Consider the following 18,186-nt stretch of genomic DNA (forward strand, 5'->3'; position numbering starts at 1 on the left):
TGGAAGATTTATAATATGTACCAGCTAGTTTTCTAGGGTTCCGCAATATAATTATTGGTCAGGTCCGAGAGAAAACGCACATGGTGTGTACACGGAGGGATAAAAGCCCGGGAGGATATCATTTTGGTATCTTTCCGGGCTTTTTCATTCAGTATGCGATTACAATGAGCATGCGCAAATTTTTTTAGCATACAGGAGTGATAAAAATGAATAAATACTGGAATATGATTTTCGTGGCATCTGCCTTTGAGGTGGGATGGGTAGTTGGGTTGAGCCATGCCTATAATACGTTTACCTGGATTTTAACAGTCATTTGTATTTATGCTAGTTTTCATTTATTAATTGCTGCTTCAAGCAGGTTGCCGGTGGGTACGGCATATGCAGTTTTTGCCGGTCTTGGCACAGCAGGAACGGTGATCGTCGAAATTGTCGTCTTCGATGAACCATTCCAAATCGCTAAGATACTTCTCATTGCTTTACTCGTTACCGGTGTATTCGGGTTAAAAACAGTTACACCGGCAGTCGAAGGGAAAGGGGGCAGAGGCTGATGGATTGGATTATTCTCGTTATGGCAGGTTTAACGGAAGTGGTGGGTGTCATGGGAATAGACCGGTTTAACCGGCACAGGAATTTTGTCTCCTTCAGTATTATGGCCGGGGGATTTATGATCAGTTTTATGTTGTTATCCATTGCTATGGAGACGATTGCAATGAGTACCGCCTATGCGGTATGGACAGGAATGGGCACGGTGGGTAGTGCTGTTGTTGGAATGATTTTTTTAGGAGAATCCAAGGATTGGAAGAGACTTTTATTTATCGGCTTTATTCTCAGCGCTGCAGTAGGATTGAGACTGCTTTCTTAGCTGACCGCTATGTTTACCGCCTCTGAAAATAGGTTAAATATTATTAAAAGATTACCTATATACAAGGAGGCTTTCCATTAAATGATGGACTTGCACAAACGATTAAAAGAATTACAAAACGTGCGCAGGGATGGAGCGAGTAAAGTGTTCACTATGTACTTAAACACTGATCCGTCCGACCCCGAACAGCAGGGTGGCGAATGGAAAATACATTTTAAAAATGGAATAAGAAACTTTGAACAATATCTCAAGGAAGATGACAATAAAGAAGAATGGGAAAATTTTCAGGCTGTCAAAGAAAAAGTGGAACGGTTCATTCGGGGAAATGAGCAGGAATTCCGCCGTGGAGTTGTGATTATTGCAACAGCGGATGAGGAGGTCTGGTTCGCAGAGCGCGTGCAAATGCGCTTGAAAACTGATTTTTACTGGCAGGAAACACCGGTACTGGATCAATTGCATGAACTGCGGGAAAAATATCCAAAATCGGGTATTATTCTAGTACAGCAAAACGAGGTCAAAATCATTGATTCCTATTTAAATGAAATTCAGGACACCGCCTCATATGAACTCGACCTTGATACGGATGACTGGCGGGAAAAACAGGGGCCGCGAAAAGGAAATGCTTCACCATTTGGCCCGGGCAGGACGAATCTGCAGAAAGATAATTTTGAAGCGCGGTTTGAGGCAAACCAACAGCGGTGGTATAAAAAGATTGCACCAAAACTGGATAAACGGGCGAAAGACAATGAATGGGAGAAAATATATGTAGTTGGAGAAGCTGACGCCTCCAAAGAATTGAAGAGTCAAATGAACAAACCGGTTGACGCTATGATACAAAAGAATATGCTTGATCATGAGGAATCTAAAGTGCTGGAAGAAGTGTTTGGATAGAATAAGAAAAATTAGCATGCGAATGTAGATTTCGCATGCTAATTTAGTGTTCTGGAGTCTTTATGTAGACGCAGGTTAACTTTTTTATAAGTATGTGAGATCTTATTGGTATCTTTAGAACAATAGTGTTCATCACCGTCCAGCAATCCTCAAAAAAATAGCAGAAGTAATTAATACTCTGCGATTACAAAGATCTAATATCTTCCCATCTCACTAACGGGTGTCTGAATAATAACCGGATTTTCTGCCGGGTCCAGCCATTGAAGAATAGAAACCATATTCCCCTCAGACACACCTGTACATCCTAGTGTATGTCCATTTGCTATATGAAAAAAGATAGCACTACCTTTTCCAGGTTCCTGCTGTGTATTATAGTTGATAACAAATCCATGCCTGTACAGGTCAATTTTCATATCTTCTGCACTATTCCACTGATCACTTGTTTCTTCTCTTGATTGCCAAGTGTTATATAGGGGAGAGTCCGGATCATCTACCCACACATCATCATCTGTAATTCCTCTGTAATTCAGTTTTGTGCCAGGGTTTCCATGCTGGCCAAATGCAGTGCCAATAGTATACTTCCCTGTAGGGCTTTTTCCGTCTCCTTCTACTTTATTATCGGCAAACCCATTCATACCAATAAAACCAGATACATTCATCACTCGCTGCCATTTACCTGCTCCATCCCGCTCAAAAGTTTGTACCGTAGCGTTGCTTGTGTTGTATCCATCCGTTGTAACAAGTATAAGTTGATTATTTCCATCTATTGTTGTTAGCTTTTCCGCATCATTTTCAGGCTGAGAGGTGGTGTCCTCTTGCTCTTGTTCGGTTGATTCATCTTCCTTGTATATGTCAGATTGTTCTTCGGGTTCATTTTTTGTATCATCAGAACTGCTTGTAAAACAACCTCTTCTTCAGAAAGATATTTACTGTTCACATAACCTGAAATGTCTTCTGTCTTTACTTTTACCCATCCACTGCTGTCTTCTGCTTCCAGTTCTTGGTTAATAGTTACAATACCAACAGCATCATGATCGACACCGGGTCCGGAACGAACATTTAGTGAAGAAATATTTACGTACCTGGTCTGATAGGTAATTTCAGCTTCCGGTTCTTCCTCCGGTGTTACTTCTTCATCCTTTTCTTCAAGGTCTTTCCTTTCCACTTCAACATCTTTTATATCTTTTTCTGTAATATGTATTTCGGATACCTTATGATTCTCCAAGGATTGTGCATCTTTTTATGCTGTTTCGGGTGCTTTGTTAAAATTATTTTGCATAATAACAATTAATAATATAAATGCAGTTAATACAATGGCTGCCCCTCCATAAATAAATTCTCTTTTACCTATTTTCATATACTCGCCTCCATCTTTTTTGACTAAGTCTAAAGGCTAGTATACACTAAATTATTAGAATTTTGTAGATATATAGGTAAAAAGGAACGGCAAATTATGTGATCTATTATAAAAGTCACGAATCAAAAAAGCACAATAACCAATATAAAAAAGCTCCAGGGTCATAACCTGCAGCTTCTTTTACATTATTCAATTCACGCCGTCTGACAAATCGGACATAATCCATAAATCTCAAATTTATGTCCTTCAATAGCATAATTTTTTAATGAGTTTTCCACTTCATCCATCGGGCAAACGTTAATTTCTTTTGTTTTCCCGCAGTCCTTGCAAATGAAATGATGATGGTGATGGTGGGTGCAATTCATCCGAAAATGCTTTTCCCCGTTTAGCTCGGTTGTTTCCAAAATACCGTGCTCACTGTAAAGGTGCAGATTCCGGTAAATAGTATCAAAGCTAATGGAGTTATGCCTGGCTTCAAGATGTGTTATTAAATCCTTCGCAGTGCGGTAGCCATCTTCCGCCTCGAAATAGGTAAGAATCTCTTTTCTTCTTCCTGTTGTTTTATAGCCTTTTTCCTTGAGAAGATCAATTGCTTCCTTCGTATCCATTTGTTTCACTCACTTTCTTATTTCTAAAAGAAAATCGTTTCACACCGATAGAAAGCAGCAAAATAATGATTGCTGTCATGACAATTGTTCCGCCGGGCGGAATGTTTAAATAATAACCGCTTATTAACCCTATAATAACAGCTATTTCACCAAATACAACAGATAAAAACAGCATCTGTTTAAAACCTCTGGCCAAACGCATGCTGGCTGCTACAGGTAAAGTCATTAATGCAGAAACAAGAAGGACACCGACGATGCGCATGGACGCAGCAATGACAAGGGCCGTAAGCACGATAAATAAAAGATGAATCCTTTTTGCATGAATTCCGGAAGTTGTGGCATGCTCCTCATCGAAGGATAGTGTCAGCAGTTCCTTATAAAACAGGTACACGATCACAACAATGAGAACTGAAATTCCGGCAATCGTATAGAAGTCCTGTCTGCTTACTGCAGATACCGAACCAAATAAATAGTTAAATAGGTCAGTATTAAATCCATCCGCCATGGAAATAAAAATAACCGTTAGTCCGACCCCACCTGATAAAATAATCGGAATGGCAATTTCCTGGTAGGCTTTATATACGGAACGGAGTTTTTCGATTAAAATCGACCCTAAGACCGAAAAGGCCATCCCGCTGTATAAAGGGGTAATCAAGACGAAACCGAACCTTTTTTCCAGCAGCATACCAAATGCGATCCCTGCCAAAGTGACGTGGGAAAGCGCATCTGCAATTAAGGAAAGCCTTCTGACAACAATGAATGTGCCAAGCAGTGGTGCGATAATGCCGATCAGAATACCAGTGAAAAAGGTATGGCGTAAAAAATCATATTCAAAAAAGTCTGCTAGCATAAGGCTTCCTCCAACATTAATGATTGTGCGTTACTACCTGAACAGGATGACCGTAAAATTTGGAAAGTTCCTCTGCAGGGAGTGATGTGTACTCTTCCGGTTTCCCGTGAAAATGTAATGTCTGATTTAAACAGACAATATCCGTTGCATGCTCGGTCATCGTGCCGGTGTCGTGGGTTACGAGCAATAATGTTATATTTTTTTCGTCATTTAATTGATGCAATAATTCATAAAAACGTTGAACATTTTCATAATCCACCCCGACAGTTGGTTCATCGAGGATCAGGAGTTCTGGATCATTGACAAGGGAACGCGCTATAAAAATGCGCTGCTGCTGCCCGCCGGATAAATTCCCGACATTTTCATAAGCATATTCAAGCATGCCGACCTGTTCGAGGGCATCAAGAACCAATGCTCTATGCTTCTTATTAAAGAATCGCAAATAACCGATTTTAGCTGTCAGCCCCATGGACACCACTTCAAACGCCGTAGCGGGAAACCCCCGATTAAAAGTGTTGGCTTTTTGGGATACAAATCCAATCTTATTCCATTGTTTAAATTTATGAATTGGCTGATTGAACAGCTTGATTGATCCTTCATTTGGTTTTAATAGTCCAAGTAGAATACGGATTAGTGTGGTTTTCCCGCCACCGTTCGGGCCGACCAATCCCATAAATGATCCCCGGGGAATTTCAAAGTTTATATTATCCAACACTTTCTTTTGGTCGTAAGCATGCGTAATATGATGCATGGAAACAACAGGTGCTGTCATTTTCGAATGCCTCCCTTCCAATTAATTGGTTGCCTGGTCCAGAACTTTTAAATTTTTTTCCATTAAAGTAAGGTAATCTTCATTTGCTTCAATATCTTCATCTGTCAATACGGATAAATTATGAATGACCAAAGTTTCTGCACCGATTTGCTCCTGGATTATTTCTGCCACCCGGGTGGAAACATTTTGCTCAAAAATAATATATTCCATATGATGCTCTTCCGCTGTATTAATAATCTCCGTCAATTCTTTTTGTGATGGCTCATTGCTCGTGGAAATTCCATGGATGGAAATCTGTTCCATACCATAGCGGTTTTCCCAATAACCAAAAGCAGCGTGAGAGACGAGAATACGTTTATTTTCTTTTTCATCCAAAATAGAAGCAAAGGCTTCATGGAGTTCTTGTAGATCCTCTTTCAGCACCGCATAATTTTCCTTAAACAAATCTTCTTGTTCCGGATACAAGGAAATCATTTCGTCTTTTATTATTGTTGCCATATCGAGCATTTTTAAAGGGTCAATCCATATATGCGGATCATGGTCACCGTGGTCATGTCCGTGGTGTTCATCTTCATGCTCATGATCTTCGTGATGTTGATCTGTCCTGTTTTCCGTATGAAACAGTTCCTCGTGCTGACCGAGTTCAATTAACGCAGTATCCTGAGATGCAAGTGCACTTGCTGCTGTTTCAGCAAATGCTTCCATACCCGCACCCAAATAGAAAAAGGCATCTCCATCGGCAATTTTCGTCATATCCTTTGTCGCCGGCTCATAGGTGTGGGCGTCAACCCCAGGTGGAAGCACAGATTCCACCATAACTTTCTCTCCACCAATCCGCTCTGCAGCATATTGAATTGGGTAAATGGTTGTATATATCGTAAGCTCTTCATCATCATTATTTGTCGTCGAAGCCTGATTGGATTGAGTACAGCCCGCTATTATAAATCCTGCAGCCATGATGAAAAAAATTAGTTTTAGTATTTTCATAACGTTCACCTCGAATAGTTAACTCGTATTCTCGTATTATATCGTAATGGTTACGATTTGTAAATAGGAATGATTATGGATTAGTTTAATTAAGTAGTCACAACCAATGTGATTTTCCCCACTTAATTAACTGTCGAGCGATAGTATCATAGAAGAAATTGAAAAAGAGGAGTATTATAGATGAAAAAATTTCTATTTATATTTTCGGGTAGGTTTTGGGACTGGTGGCATGTTCAAATGCTGAAGAGACTGTGACTGAAAACCCTTCTCAAATAGATGATTCACTGGAAGGGCTGGCCTACAATATGGAAAAAGGAGCCTGGTCACCGATAATGGCACAACTTTTAAATGAGGTGGATGATCTGAGGGTCCAGGGTGCATATGAAATGGCTATGGAACACCCTGAAGTGCTTGACTATATGCCATGTTATTGCGGTTGTTATGAAAGTAACGGGCATGAACATGTCAGACACTGCTTTGTAGAAAGTTATAACGATAATATTGCAGCGTTGGACAACATGGGATTCGGCTGTGCGATCTGTATAGAAACCGTAGAAGAAGCAATGGCGAAATACGACGAGGGGGAATCCTTACCGGAAATTCGCGATTACATTGACCAAAAATATACTGGCAGCAGTGTAGGACCGACTCCTACTCCAATTCCAAAGGGATAGGTTATGAAAGAAACAGCATCAAATTAACGTTCATGGAGGTTATGAAGGTCATTACAGAGTAGAAATTCCCTCAAAATAACGTTCATTGAGTTTATGAAGATCATTACAGAGTAGAAACAGCATCAAATTAACGTTCATGGAGTTTATGAAGGTCATTACAGAGTAGAAATTCCCTCAAATTAACGTTCATCGAGTTTATGAAGGTCATTTCAGAGTAGAAACAGCATCAAATTAACGTTCATGGAGGTTATGAAGATCATTACAGAGTAGAAACAGCATCAAATTAATGTTCATTGAGTTTATGAAGAACATTTCAGAGTAGAAATTCCCTCAAATTAACGTTCATGGAGGTTATGAAGTTCATTTCAGAGTAGAAACAGCATCAAATTAACGTTCATGGAGTTTATGAAGCTCATTACAGAGTAGAAACAGCATCAAATTAACGTTCATGGAGTTTATGAAGGTCATTACAGTGTTGAACCCCGCTCAAACTGACCTTCATCGGGTTAGAGAGGATCATTTCGATAGGGAAATTCAAATAAAGGGTTCTATACTGTTTCTAATTACCTGAAAAAGACCCAAACCTAATAAGTGCAGTATATATCGGATACCGAAGCTGTTGGTTTTCTCTTTAACTGAAATTAAATCAATGTGCTTTTAAAAATAATTGCTCTTATTTATTGCGAAAAATCGTCGGATAATTTATAGTAGTGTTATAGACAGATAGGAAACTATCTTTATTTTTCGCAATAAAAATGAATGAGGATTCATTCAAAATATGATTGGAGGATAAAATATGACTCGTTCCATCAAGCGTGCTGCTGTTCTGGGGTCAGGTGTCATGGGCTCTGCCATTGCAGCTCACTTGGCCAACACAGGCATTCCGACATTGATGCTTGACATCGTACCAAAGGAACTAACGAAAAAAGAAGAGAAACAGGGGCTGACTCTGGAAGACAGAAAGGTTCGCAACCGTATAGCCGAAGACAGCAAGAAAGCATTGTTAAAACAAAAACCAAGTCCAATCACAACGAAGAAAAGTCTGGAGCTGATTACGACAGGAAACATGGATGACGACATGGAAAAGTTATCTGAAGTGGACTGGATCATTGAAGTCGTTGTGGAAAATCTGGACATTAAGAAAAAAGTGTATGCCAGTGTGGAAGAACATCGGAAAGAAGGCACGATTGTCAGCTCAAATACATCAGGGATTTCAGTAGAAGCAATGGCTGAAGGGCGATCCGAGGATTTCCGCAAGCATTTTCTCGGTACACACTTTTTCAATCCGCCCCGCTATCTGAAATTGCTTGAAGTGATCCCGACAAAAGACACGGATCCGGAAGTCTTGAAATTTATGAAAACCTTTGCAGAAGATACATTAGGCAAAGGGGTCGTTGAAGCGAAAGACACACCGAACTTTATCGCAAACCGCATTGGGACTTATGGCCTTCTCGTTACAGTAAGGGAAATGCTGAAAGGAAATTACAGTGTAGGCGAGGTTGATTCTGTAACCGGCCCGATGATCGGCCGTCCAAAGAGTGCTACATTCCGGACACTGGATGTAGTTGGTTTGGATACCTTCCTCCATGTTGCAAAAAATGTGTATGATCAGGTGGAAGGCGACGAAAAAGAAGTGTTTGATGTACCGGAATTCATGAAGACAATGAATGAGAAAGGCTGGCTCGGCGCCAAAAGCGGGCAAGGGTTTTTCCTGAAGAAAAAAGGAAAAGACGGCAGTGTCATTTATGAATTGAATCCGGAATCCTTGGAATATGAAGACCGCAAAAAACTGAAAACCAGTGCAACTGAAGCAGCCAAGCAGGAAAAAGGATCAAAACGCAAATTGAAAACACTTGTATCCGCAAAAGGTGATAGAGCCGGAGATCTTGTCTGGTCTGTCATCAAGCCGGCACTGATTTATTCCGCTGAGTTAACAGGGGAAATAGCCGATGACATACTCTCCATTGACCAGGCAATGAAATGGGGATTCGGTTGGGAGATGGGACCGTTTGAATCCTGGGATGCCATTGGCTTGAAAAAATCAGTGGAGCGTATGCAGAAAGAAGGAGAAACGGTACCCGAGTGGGTGCTGAACATGCTGGAAGCAGGCAATGAATCCTTCTATAAACAGGAAAACGGAAATGTGTATTATTACGACCAGGGTGAATATAAGCAGCAACAGTTCAATCCGAAAGAAATCAATCTGAAACGCTTAAAAGATACAAAAGGCGTCATTAAAAAGAATGCCGGAGCCAGCATGATTGATCTTGGAGACGGGGTAGCTGCTGTGGAGTTCCATTCCAAGAGTAATGCGCTCGGCCTGGATACGATGCAAATAATCAATTATGCCATAGAAGAAGTGGATAAAAATTATGAAGGACTAGTCATAGGAAACCAGGGGAAAAATTTTACTGTAGGTGCCAACCTGGCATTAATGTTAATGGAAGCACAGGATGAAAATTTCTTTGAACTGGATATGGTTGTCCGTCAGTTCCAGGACATGGGAACAAACATTAAATATTCCAATAAACCTGTAGTTGCTGCGCCATTTAATATGACGCTTGGCGGCGGTGCGGAAGTTTCCCTGCCGGCAGCGGCAATTCAGGCTTCACCGGAAACCTATATGGGACTCGTTGAATTTGGTGTTGGATTAATCCCGGGCGGTGGCGGAACAAAAGAACTCTATCTGAAAGAACTCCGCAATCTGCCGCAGGGAATTGATTTTGATTTATCCAAAGTTGCGAATGATGTATTTGAAAAAGTAGCCATGGCGAAAGTATCCACGTCAGCGGAAGAAGCCCGTGAAAATGGCTTCCTGGACGCAAATGACGCCATCAGTAAAAATCCGGATCATCTGCTTCATGACGCGAAGGAAAAAGTATTGGCACTGGCAAAAGCCGGATACCAGGCACCGCAAAGGGAAAAAATCCCTGTTGTTGGAGATGCGGGCTATGCAGCCATGCTGCTTGGAGCAAAATCACTTCAATTCAGCGGATACGCGTCAGATCATGATGTGAAAATAGCCGAAAAGTTGGCATATGTATTATCAGGCGGTCGTATAAAAGAGGGGACCGTTATTGACGAACAGGTAATGCTTGATTTGGAAAGAGAAGCGTTCTTAAGCTTAATCGGAGAACCACTTACACAGCAAAGAATGCAGCACATGTTATTAAAAGGAAAACCATTACGCAATTAATAGAAGAGGGGGAAGAAATGTGAAGGAAGCAGTAATTGTTGCAGGAGCAAGAACCCCTGTAGGCAAAGCGAATAAAGGATCACTTGCAGACACACGTCCGGATGATTTGGCCGCATTGACGATTAAAGAAACACTAAAACGTGCTGACAATTATGATGGAAATATTGATGATGTTATTATCGGCTGTGCCATGCCGGAAGCGGAACAGGGAATGAATATGGCACGCAATATTGCCGGTCTTGCCGGACTAAGAAATGACGTGCCGGGAATTACGATTAATCGTTATTGTTCATCAGGCTTGCAAAGTATTGCTTATGCAGCCGAGCGGATTATGGTCGGAGCCAGTGATACGATCATCGCCGGGGGAGCAGAATCGATGAGCCTCATCCCGATGGGCGGTCATGTAATTAAACCAAATCCAACGCTGGTTCAGGATGCCCCCGGGTACTATATGGGAATGGGGCATACAGCGGAAGAAGTGGCAAACCGCTTCAATATATCAAGGGAAGATCAGGACAGATTTGCGGCGCAAAGTCATCAGCGTGCGGCGAAAGCGATGGAAGAAGGCAAATTTAAGGATGAGATTGTACCTGTGGAAGTAACCCAGCGTGTTATTGGTGAGAAGAACAAGATGCAAGAAAAAACATCCCTGTTTGAGATGGACGAAGGGGTACGTGCAGATACCACACCGGAAATCCTGGCAAAACTGCGACCTGCCTTCCATGCACAAGGGTCAGTCACTGCAGGAAACTCTTCACAAATGAGTGACGGAGCAGGTACAGTATTGGTCATGGACCGGGAAAAAGCAGAGGGCGAAGGATTAACACCACTTGTGAAATTCCGTTCTTTTGCAGTAGCTGGAGTAGAACCGGAAATTATGGGTGTGGGCCCTGTTGAAGCTATACCAAAAGCATTGAAGATTGCCGGTCTGGATTTATCGGACGTTGGTTTGTTCGAGCTTAACGAAGCATTTGCTTCCCAATCTGTCCGAGTTATTGAAGCATTGGACCTTGATACGACCAAAGTAAATGTTAATGGCGGAGCTATTGCACTTGGCCACCCGCTTGGTATGACAGGGACAAAATTGACATTGACTCTGATCAATGAAATGAAACGACGCAATGAGCAGTTTGGTGTTGTTACGATGTGTATCGGCGGAGGAATGGGTGCTGCCGGCGTTTTCGAACTGCTGTAAACCTATGAAATTATTAGCTTGAAAGAATAGTAATTTTAAAAATTACTCCCAATGGAAAGGAAAGATAAACATGAGTGAAACAAAAGATAAATTATTCAAAGGCGGAGGGTTCCTTGTTGAGGACTTAACCGGAGAAGATGTAATTACACCGGAGGATTTTTCAGAAGAACATCATATGATTGCCAAAACAACAGAAGATTTTGTTGCCGGGGAAGTTTTACCCAAAGTGGACAATCTGGAAAATCATGAATTTGAGCATTCTGTTGATCTATTAAAGAAAGCCGGAGAACTGGGGCTGCTAGGGGCAGATGTACCTGAAGAATATGGCGGACTGGGTCTTGATAAAATCAGTTCTTCCTTAATCACCGAAAAATTTTCCCGTGCAGGCGGTTTTTCCGTCACCCACGGGGCACATGTTGGCATCGGTTCCCTGCCTATCGTATTCTTTGGTAACGACGAGCAGAAAGAAAAATACTTGCCAAAGCTGGCAACAGGTGAACTACTGGCAGCCTATGCGCTGACAGAGCCAAGTTCAGGCTCCGATGCCCTTGGGGCTAAAGCAACAGCCAAACTGAATGAAGCAGGTACCCATTATATTTTAAACGGGGAAAAACAATGGATTACGAACTCTGCGTTTGCAGACGTGTTTATTGTGTATGCAAAAATTGATGGTGAGCATTTCTCTGCATTTATTGTCGAGCGTGAGTTCCCGGGTGTTTCCACTGGACCGGAAGAAAAGAAGATGGGAATTAAAAGTTCTTCCACCCGTACCCTGGTGCTTGAAGATGCAGAAGTACCTGTAGAGAATCTGCTTGGTGAAAAAGGCCGCGGCCATATTATTGCATTTAATATCCTGAATGTAGGTCGCTATAAACTTGCTATTGGTGGTGTTGGCGGTGCCAAACAGGGAATTGAATTAGCTACCAAATATGTCAATGAGCGTAAACAGTTTGATACGCCAATCTCCAGCTTCCCATTAACACAGGAAAAGCTGGGAACGATGGCAGCGGAAACGTATGCCAACGAGAGCTCGGTATACCGCACCGTAGGTTTGTTCGAGCAGCGTATGGGGGCCTTGACAGATGAACAATTAAAAGATGGACGCGAAGTAGCAAGAGCGATTGCTGAGTATCAAATCGAATGTTCCATGAATAAATATATGGCGACAGAGCTGCTCGACTATGTAGCGGACGAAGCAGTTCAAATGCATGGTGGGTACGGATTTATGCAGGAATATGAAGTGGAGCGTATGTACCGTGATTCCCGTATCAACCGGATCTTTGAAGGAACAAACGAAATTAACCGTCTGCTTGTTCCCGGCACACTGCTGAAAAAAGCAATGAAAGGTGAACTTCCTTTATTCGAAAAAGCACAAAGCCTCCAGGAAGAAATCATGATGATGATGCCAGAAGAAGTAGGAACAGAAGCGTTGGAACAGGAAAAACATTTACTCACTAACGCGAAGAAAATTGTTCTTCTCGGTGCAGGGCTGGCAGCACAGAAATATATGAAGAAAATTGAAAACGAACAGGAAATCCTGGCTAACCTGGCAGATATGGTGGCAGAAGTATACAACATGGAAGCAGCCATTCTGCGCACGGAAAAAGCGATCGGCAAATCCGGCGAAGACAAGAATAAACAGAAGTTACTATATACACAAGTATATGCACAGGAAGCATTTAATCGGATTGAAGCAGATGCGAAAGAAATCCTTATCGCTGTAGAAGAAGGAGACTCACTAAGAATGATGCTTTCTTCCCTGCGCAAGTTGACACGTCATACACCAACAAATGTGATTGCGAAGAAGCGTGAGATTGCTGCGAAGATTATTGAAGAAGAGAAGTATGTAGTTTAATAGAAGAGATTACACAGGATCCTTGTCCTTTTCAGGCGAGGGTCCTTTTCTATTTATTCCAGTATTATGCAAAACGCATGATGAACAGTTGAATTTGTAGAATATGCCTCTATATATTTGGTATAATAAACGTGGATGAGACAAAGGAGGGTCGATTATGGCACTTAAATTTTACTGGTATCCCAAATGCGGTACATGCAGGAAAGCAAAAAAATGGCTGGATGAAAATGACATAGCATACGATAGCATACATATTGTGGAGAACCCGCCGTCTCAAAGTGATCTTGAAGACTTTATGGCAAAAAGTGGTCTGCCTGCCAAGAAGTTTTTTAATACGAGCGGCAAAAAATACCGGGAATTAAACATAAAGGATAAAATAAAAGATGCAAGCATGGAAGAAATGGCGGAAATATTGGCATCGGACGGTATGCTGATTAAGCGGCCAATTGTTACGGATGGGGAAAAGGTAACTATTGGTTTTAAAGAGGAAACATTTGAAGAAACATGGCTTTAGAAAAAGAACTGGATAAACGGCTGATTAATTAGTATAGTTGAAGTATGATTATTTATTGGAGGGATTGACATGGACACACCGAAAGATCTATTGTACTCAAAAGAACATGAGTGGATAAAAAAAGAAGGAGACAAAGTTCGGATCGGGATTACGGATTTTGCCCAGGATGAGCTTGGTGACGTAGTATTTGTGGAACTTCCCGAAGTTGGAGACGAGCTGGAACTGAACGAACCGTTTGGAAGTGTAGAATCGGTAAAAACAGTATCCGAATTATACGCACCTGTCAGCGGCACTGTTGTGGAAGTCAATGAAGAGCTGGAGGATAGCCCGGAATTTGTGAACGAGTCACCATATGAAAATGCCTGGATGGTTGTTGTGGAACTATCCCAAGAGTCTGAATTGGATGATTTGCTGTCAGCGGAAGGCTATGAAGCAGAAATAAGTGAATAGTTAATTCATCGGTAACTACCTGGCTGGCGTTTACATGTCAGCCTTGTTTTTATTACTTATTTAGTAGGAGTGCTATGTCAGCATGATGAATGAGTCGGAAAAAATCATTATTGTGGAAGGGTTGACAGATAAAAGGGAGCTCGATAAAGTAATTGCCGAGGATCTTACGATTATTTGTACGAACGGTACACTTGGGGTGGAAAAGTTTGATGAACTTTTGGATGAATATGAACTGGATCATAAAGAAGTCTATATTTTGACAGATGAAGACGAGCCGGGTATAGAGCTCCGCAAACAGCTGGCACGGGAACTTCCGCATGCGGAGCATATTTATGTGAGCAGTGAATACCGGGAAGTTGCAACAACGCCCGGGCATGTTTTGGCAGCAGCACTTTTAGGTAAACACATAAAAGTGGATCCTTTTTTTCTGATTGACAGGGAATACTAGAAACTTAAAAGCAAAGGTGATTTTTTTGAAACAAGCAACATTAGAGGAACTGGAACAGAATGATTATTTATTATATATTTATACCCCTTTTTGCGGTACATGCAATCTAGCCAGATCCATGCTGGAAAAAATTGAATCTGTCCATCAGGAGGATGTTTTTCATGAAATGAACGCCTCTTTTTACCCGGAATTCATGCAGGAAAAAAAGATAGAAAGCGTGCCTTGCCTGCTTATCAAAAGAGACGGCAAGATACAAGAAAAAGTGTATACCTTTTATTCAATCCCCAATATTTATACGTATTTATATGAGTACAGACCGGAGATGTTTGCGAAGAATTAGCAGGTATTGTCTAAAAAATCCCTATACCTTTTTTTAATTTCTGCTGTAGACGGTTACAAATCGTGGTAAAATAAAATCAGCAGATAAAAAGTGAGGGAAATAAAATGAATCAATACCGAAGTGATTCAGTTTCCATTGAAGAATACTTTCAAATACGGGAAAACTCTGATGCTTTATTGGAATATATTGATGGGTTTATTTACATGTCGCCATCTCCTTCTACCAAACATCAACGTATAACCAGAAAACTGGAAGCCAAGTTTGGCGTTTTTCTTGAAGGTAAGTCATGTGAATTATTTCATGCGCCATATGACATTGAATTAAAAAGCGAAGAAATAGAAGATTCCAAAGTTGTCATTCCCGACATTAGTATAATTTGTGACAAGGCTGGTTTTACGGATGCCAGATATGTCGGGGTGCCAAATCTGATTGTGGAAATTCTCAGCAAGTCCAATCAATCACATGATTTGATTACAAAATTAAATATCTATATGAACTATGGTGTAGAAGAGTATTGGATTGTTAATCCGATGCTGGGTACCATAACTGTATACACGCTTAATGATGACAAAATGTATGAGCAGCATGACATAAAAACAAATACTGGAGAAATCACCTCTAAATTTCTTGAAGGTTTCAAGGTGGATATTGCAAATATTTTTAAAGATTAAATATGGCTCTCCGCTATTTAGTGTTGAGAGTACAGTCAGAAAGTAGAATCAAAGTCGATTTGACATGGAGCCTCTGCGGGCATGAATTATGAGCCAAGCCGCCAAGCATTAAGGAATGTTGGCTCACGCATTCGATGTTATCATGCCCGCTTCTCCAAATAAAATCTCCTATTCTAACTTCGATTCCCATACTAAAGAGCGAAGAAGATTAAATATTGTTTAGCGTAACCTAATATAAAATCCTGTGCAATAATTACTGGGATTGGATGTACAAATTTATTTATTTTTACGACAACAACTACTGATTGACACTTATAAGGAATAGTGCTATTATACTATTTATCATCCGAAATAAAATGTTCATCTCTTATCCTGAGCGGTGGAGGGGCTGGCCCTGTGAACCCGCGGCAACCTTCAAATCCTGAATTTGAAAGGTGCCAATTCCTGCAAAGCAATCGCTTTGACAGATGAGAGAACGTAAAGACCGATTATTGCGTCTTTCTGTTCTCCGGCAGAAAGGCGTTTTTGATTTTTTGGCCGAGATAAGTTAGGGGGATTACTGTGATATCCATCGAAGGGTTGAGTAAAGTATTTGCTTCAAATAAGAAAAAAATAACGGCTGTAGATGATTTGACCCTTTCGATTCATGAAGGTGAAATCTTTGGTGTCATTGGCTACAGCGGGGCGGGAAAAAGTACGTTTGTCCGCTTGCTTAACCGTCTGGAGGAGCCTACCGGCGGACGGGTAGTCATGGGCGAAAAGGAAATCACTGCATTAAACAGTAAAGAGTTATGCCTTGCCAGACAGGATATTGGCATGATTTTTCAACATTTCAATCTGCTTTGGTCCCGGACAGTGGAGGATAATATTGCTTTTCCGCTGGAAATAGCCGGGATTTCCAAAGCAGAGCGCAAAGAAAAAGTACAAAACCTTATCAATTTGGTTGGTCTTTCCGGCAGGGAAGAAGCATATCCTTCCCAACTGAGCGGCGGGCAAAAGCAGCGGGTCGGCATAGCCAGAGCTTTGGCAAATGACCCAAAAGTATTGCTGTGTGATGAGGCGACTTCTGCACTTGATCCGGAAACGACCAATTCCATTCTGGATCTGCTCGTGGATATTAATGAGAAGCTTGATTTAACGATTATATTGATTACCCATGAAATGCATGTTATTCGTAAAATCTGTAACCGGGTGGCGGTGATGGAAAATGGAAAAATTGTCGAGCAGGGTGATGTGCTCGATGTTTTCTCCAAGCCAAAGCAATTGGTGACAAAGAAATTTGTGGAACAGGTCATGGGGACAAATGATGAGGATGAGAGCATGGACTACCTGCTTCAAACATATGAAACAGGCAAAGTCGTCCGTCTCCATTTTGTCGGTGAAACAACCAATCAGGCCTTGATCAGCCAACTGGCCAAGCAATTTGATATTGAAATTAATATTTTGCAGGGGAAAATTACGCAAACCCAGGCTGGCGCATATGGAACTTTAATTGTACAGCTGGAAGGAAATGAAGAAGAAATAAATAAGGCTGCCCGTTTTATTCAGGAAGATACCTCTGTGGAAATGGAGGATGTCGGATATGATGGATAATTTCTTTTCCAATCTGGATGCCCAGGACTTGATTGAAGCAACTTATGAAACACTTTATATGACCATTGTTGCACTGGCAGGTACGCTCGTTCTCGGGATTATGCTTGGTTTACTGTTATATATGACAAATAAAGGCGGAATTTGGCAAAACAAGTATTTAAATATGATTACAGCTACTATTGTAAACGTATTTCGGGCAATTCCATTTATTATTTTGATTTTGTTATTATTTCCATTTACTAATTTACTGGTAGGAACCCTTCGCGGGCCCACTGCTGCTTTGCCGGCATTGATCATCGGGTCGGCACCGTTTTATGGGAGACTCGTGGAAATTGCTTTAAAGGAAGTGGATAAAGGTGTCATTGAGGCAGCAAAATCCATGGGGGCAAAAACTTCCACCATTATATTTAAAGTGCTGCTCCCCGAATCCATGCCTGCACTTGTTTCAGGCTTAACGGTGACAGCCATTGCCTTAATCGGCTATACTGCTATGGCCGGTGCCATCGGAGCAGGAGGACTTGGAAACTATGCTTATTACTTTGGCTTCCAGCGCAGGGACTGGGACATCGTGCTTGTTTCTACCATTTTGATCGTAATCATCGTGTTTCTGTTCCAGTTTATCGGTGATTTCATTACGAAAAAACTGGATAAACGTTAGAGACTAAAGGTGGAAATGCCCGTTTAGCGACGTATAGAGTGGACTGAGCCGCAGGAGATAAAGGAAACACGACAACGAAAGGAGTCGATGTTGACCAATCGGACGGAGGTGAAGGAAGTCTGGGACTGCGGTACAGTCGTTCCTCGCCCCACCGTAAAGACCCGCTATCGCTGGGCATTGGAGCTGGACGTGGCTAAATACCTTTGCCAAATTATCCAAAGCTTACAAGTTTTATAGTATGTTGAATAATGAATAATTAGGTGAA

The 18,186-nt window shown here is 41.4% G+C and carries 20 protein-coding genes and 2 riboswitches; of the genes, 14 read left to right on the plus strand and 6 right to left on the minus strand.

Translation table 11 applies throughout. The annotated features are described in order from the left end of the window. The first annotated feature begins 21 nt into the window (after positions 1-21). A riboswitch (guanidine-I (ykkC/yxkD leader) is annotated at positions 22-116 on the plus strand. A gap of 90 nt (positions 117-206) precedes the next feature. The 3 genes from ACZ42C_RS00785 (at position 207) to ACZ42C_RS00795 (ending at position 1,753) form a co-directional block, all read left to right on the plus strand. Beyond that, entirely contained in the window at positions 207-548 is a 342-nt protein-coding gene (locus ACZ42C_RS00785) for a DMT family transporter (RefSeq protein ID WP_461182911.1), read from the plus strand. Further along, entirely contained in the window at positions 548-862 is a 315-nt protein-coding gene (locus tag ACZ42C_RS00790) for a DMT family transporter (RefSeq protein WP_461182910.1), read from the plus strand. The genes ACZ42C_RS00785 and ACZ42C_RS00790 overlap by 1 nt, the downstream gene beginning before the upstream one ends. An 84-nt stretch (positions 863-946) precedes the next feature. Next, positions 947-1,753 (plus strand): VLRF1 family aeRF1-type release factor, encoded by an 807-nt coding sequence (locus ACZ42C_RS00795; RefSeq protein WP_461182927.1) that lies wholly within the window; start codon positions 947-949, stop codon positions 1,751-1,753. A 194-nt stretch (positions 1,754-1,947) separates the two neighbouring features. Here ACZ42C_RS00795 and ACZ42C_RS00800 read toward each other — a convergent pair whose 3' ends face one another. From ACZ42C_RS00800 to ACZ42C_RS00825, 6 genes are all read right to left on the minus strand, one after another. Then, positions 1,948-2,412: a L,D-transpeptidase family protein gene (locus ACZ42C_RS00800; RefSeq protein WP_461182926.1), complete on the minus strand. Its 465-nt coding sequence runs from the start codon at positions 2,410-2,412 to the stop codon at positions 1,948-1,950. A 113-nt stretch (positions 2,413-2,525) separates the two neighbouring features. Further along, positions 2,526-2,978: an SH3 domain-containing protein gene (locus ACZ42C_RS00805; RefSeq protein ID WP_461182909.1), complete on the minus strand. Its 453-nt coding sequence runs from the start codon at positions 2,976-2,978 to the stop codon at positions 2,526-2,528. A gap of 326 nt (positions 2,979-3,304) precedes the next feature. Then, positions 3,305-3,718, minus strand: a complete 414-nt coding sequence (locus tag ACZ42C_RS00810) for a Fur family transcriptional regulator (RefSeq protein WP_461182908.1) — start codon at positions 3,716-3,718, stop codon at positions 3,305-3,307. After that, positions 3,696-4,568, minus strand: a complete 873-nt coding sequence (locus tag ACZ42C_RS00815; RefSeq protein ID WP_461182907.1) for a metal ABC transporter permease — start codon at positions 4,566-4,568, stop codon at positions 3,696-3,698. Before ACZ42C_RS00815 ends, ACZ42C_RS00810 begins: the two co-directional genes overlap by 23 nt. A gap of 16 nt (positions 4,569-4,584) precedes the next feature. Continuing rightward, positions 4,585-5,340 (minus strand): metal ABC transporter ATP-binding protein, encoded by a 756-nt coding sequence (locus tag ACZ42C_RS00820; RefSeq protein ID WP_461182906.1) that lies wholly within the window; start codon positions 5,338-5,340, stop codon positions 4,585-4,587. 21 nt (positions 5,341-5,361) lie between these two features. After that, positions 5,362-6,327, minus strand: a complete 966-nt coding sequence (locus ACZ42C_RS00825) for a metal ABC transporter solute-binding protein, Zn/Mn family (RefSeq protein ID WP_461182905.1) — start codon at positions 6,325-6,327, stop codon at positions 5,362-5,364. Between the two features lie 224 nt (positions 6,328-6,551). Here ACZ42C_RS00825 and ACZ42C_RS00830 point away from each other — a divergent pair, with 224 nt between their 5' ends. The 11 genes from ACZ42C_RS00830 to ACZ42C_RS00880 all read left to right on the plus strand — a co-directional run bounded on the left by ACZ42C_RS00830 (position 6,552) and on the right by ACZ42C_RS00880 (position 17,921). After that, the gene (locus ACZ42C_RS00830; RefSeq protein ID WP_461182904.1) at positions 6,552-7,001 is read left to right on the plus strand and encodes a PCYCGC motif-containing (lipo)protein; all 450 of its coding nucleotides are present in this window, start codon (positions 6,552-6,554) and stop codon (positions 6,999-7,001) included. A gap of 796 nt (positions 7,002-7,797) precedes the next feature. Further along, positions 7,798-10,197 (plus strand): 3-hydroxyacyl-CoA dehydrogenase/enoyl-CoA hydratase family protein, encoded by a 2,400-nt coding sequence (locus tag ACZ42C_RS00835; RefSeq protein ID WP_461182903.1) that lies wholly within the window; start codon positions 7,798-7,800, stop codon positions 10,195-10,197. A 19-nt stretch (positions 10,198-10,216) separates the two neighbouring features. Next, positions 10,217-11,392 (plus strand): acetyl-CoA C-acetyltransferase, encoded by a 1,176-nt coding sequence (locus ACZ42C_RS00840; protein ID WP_461182902.1) that lies wholly within the window; start codon positions 10,217-10,219, stop codon positions 11,390-11,392. A 70-nt stretch (positions 11,393-11,462) separates the two neighbouring features. Next, entirely contained in the window at positions 11,463-13,247 is a 1,785-nt protein-coding gene (locus tag ACZ42C_RS00845) for an acyl-CoA dehydrogenase family protein (RefSeq protein ID WP_461182901.1), read from the plus strand. Positions 13,248-13,404: 157 nt separating this feature from the next. Then, positions 13,405-13,761, plus strand: a complete 357-nt coding sequence (locus tag ACZ42C_RS00850; protein ID WP_461182900.1) for an arsenate reductase family protein — start codon at positions 13,405-13,407, stop codon at positions 13,759-13,761. Between the two features lie 69 nt (positions 13,762-13,830). Further along, entirely contained in the window at positions 13,831-14,211 is a 381-nt protein-coding gene (gene gcvH / locus ACZ42C_RS00855; protein ID WP_461182899.1) for a glycine cleavage system protein GcvH, read from the plus strand. 82 nt (positions 14,212-14,293) lie between these two features. Next, entirely contained in the window at positions 14,294-14,659 is a 366-nt protein-coding gene (locus tag ACZ42C_RS00860) for a toprim domain-containing protein (protein ID WP_461182898.1), read from the plus strand. Between the two features lie 25 nt (positions 14,660-14,684). Continuing rightward, positions 14,685-14,999, plus strand: a complete 315-nt coding sequence (locus ACZ42C_RS00865) for a thioredoxin family protein (RefSeq protein ID WP_461182897.1) — start codon at positions 14,685-14,687, stop codon at positions 14,997-14,999. Positions 15,000-15,103: 104 nt separating this feature from the next. Then, positions 15,104-15,670, plus strand: coding sequence for a Uma2 family endonuclease (locus tag ACZ42C_RS00870; protein WP_461182896.1), 567 nt, complete (start codon positions 15,104-15,106; stop codon positions 15,668-15,670). Positions 15,671-16,034: 364 nt separating this feature from the next. Further along, positions 16,035-16,144, plus strand: a riboswitch (SAM riboswitch). An 87-nt stretch (positions 16,145-16,231) separates the two neighbouring features. Further along, positions 16,232-17,263, plus strand: a complete 1,032-nt coding sequence (locus ACZ42C_RS00875; protein WP_461182895.1) for a methionine ABC transporter ATP-binding protein — start codon at positions 16,232-16,234, stop codon at positions 17,261-17,263. After that, positions 17,253-17,921, plus strand: a complete 669-nt coding sequence (locus ACZ42C_RS00880; RefSeq protein WP_461182894.1) for a methionine ABC transporter permease — start codon at positions 17,253-17,255, stop codon at positions 17,919-17,921. Before ACZ42C_RS00875 ends, ACZ42C_RS00880 begins: the two co-directional genes overlap by 11 nt. Positions 17,922-18,186 lie beyond the last annotated feature (265 nt).

The organism is Virgibacillus kimchii, assembly GCF_055379185.1.

Bases quoted from the DNA above. Each gene is read 5' to 3' on its own strand.
- ACZ42C_RS00850 (WP_461182900.1), top strand. From the start codon at position 13,405: ATGGCACTTAAATTTTACTGGTATCCCAAATGCGGTACATGCAGGAAA.
- ACZ42C_RS00835 (WP_461182903.1), top strand. From the start codon at position 7,798: ATGACTCGTTCCATCAAGCGTGCTGCTGTTCTGGGGTCAGGTGTCATG.
- ACZ42C_RS00820 (WP_461182906.1), bottom strand. From the start codon at position 5,340: ATGACAGCACCTGTTGTTTCCATGCATCATATTACGCATGCTTACGAC.
- ACZ42C_RS00810 (WP_461182908.1), bottom strand. From the start codon at position 3,718: ATGGATACGAAGGAAGCAATTGATCTTCTCAAGGAAAAAGGCTATAAA.
- ACZ42C_RS00845 (WP_461182901.1), top strand. From the start codon at position 11,463: ATGAGTGAAACAAAAGATAAATTATTCAAAGGCGGAGGGTTCCTTGTT.
- ACZ42C_RS00825 (WP_461182905.1), bottom strand. From the start codon at position 6,327: ATGAAAATACTAAAACTAATTTTTTTCATCATGGCTGCAGGATTTATA.
- gcvH (WP_461182899.1), top strand. From the start codon at position 13,831: ATGGACACACCGAAAGATCTATTGTACTCAAAAGAACATGAGTGGATA.
- ACZ42C_RS00815 (WP_461182907.1), bottom strand. From the start codon at position 4,568: ATGCTAGCAGACTTTTTTGAATATGATTTTTTACGCCATACCTTTTTC.
- ACZ42C_RS00785 (WP_461182911.1), top strand. From the start codon at position 207: ATGAATAAATACTGGAATATGATTTTCGTGGCATCTGCCTTTGAGGTG.
- ACZ42C_RS00880 (WP_461182894.1), top strand. From the start codon at position 17,253: ATGATGGATAATTTCTTTTCCAATCTGGATGCCCAGGACTTGATTGAA.
- ACZ42C_RS00795 (WP_461182927.1), top strand. From the start codon at position 947: ATGGACTTGCACAAACGATTAAAAGAATTACAAAACGTGCGCAGGGAT.
- ACZ42C_RS00790 (WP_461182910.1), top strand. From the start codon at position 548: ATGGATTGGATTATTCTCGTTATGGCAGGTTTAACGGAAGTGGTGGGT.
- ACZ42C_RS00860 (WP_461182898.1), top strand. From the start codon at position 14,294: ATGATGAATGAGTCGGAAAAAATCATTATTGTGGAAGGGTTGACAGAT.
- ACZ42C_RS00870 (WP_461182896.1), top strand. From the start codon at position 15,104: ATGAATCAATACCGAAGTGATTCAGTTTCCATTGAAGAATACTTTCAA.
- ACZ42C_RS00800 (WP_461182926.1), bottom strand. From the start codon at position 2,412: ATGAATGTATCTGGTTTTATTGGTATGAATGGGTTTGCCGATAATAAA.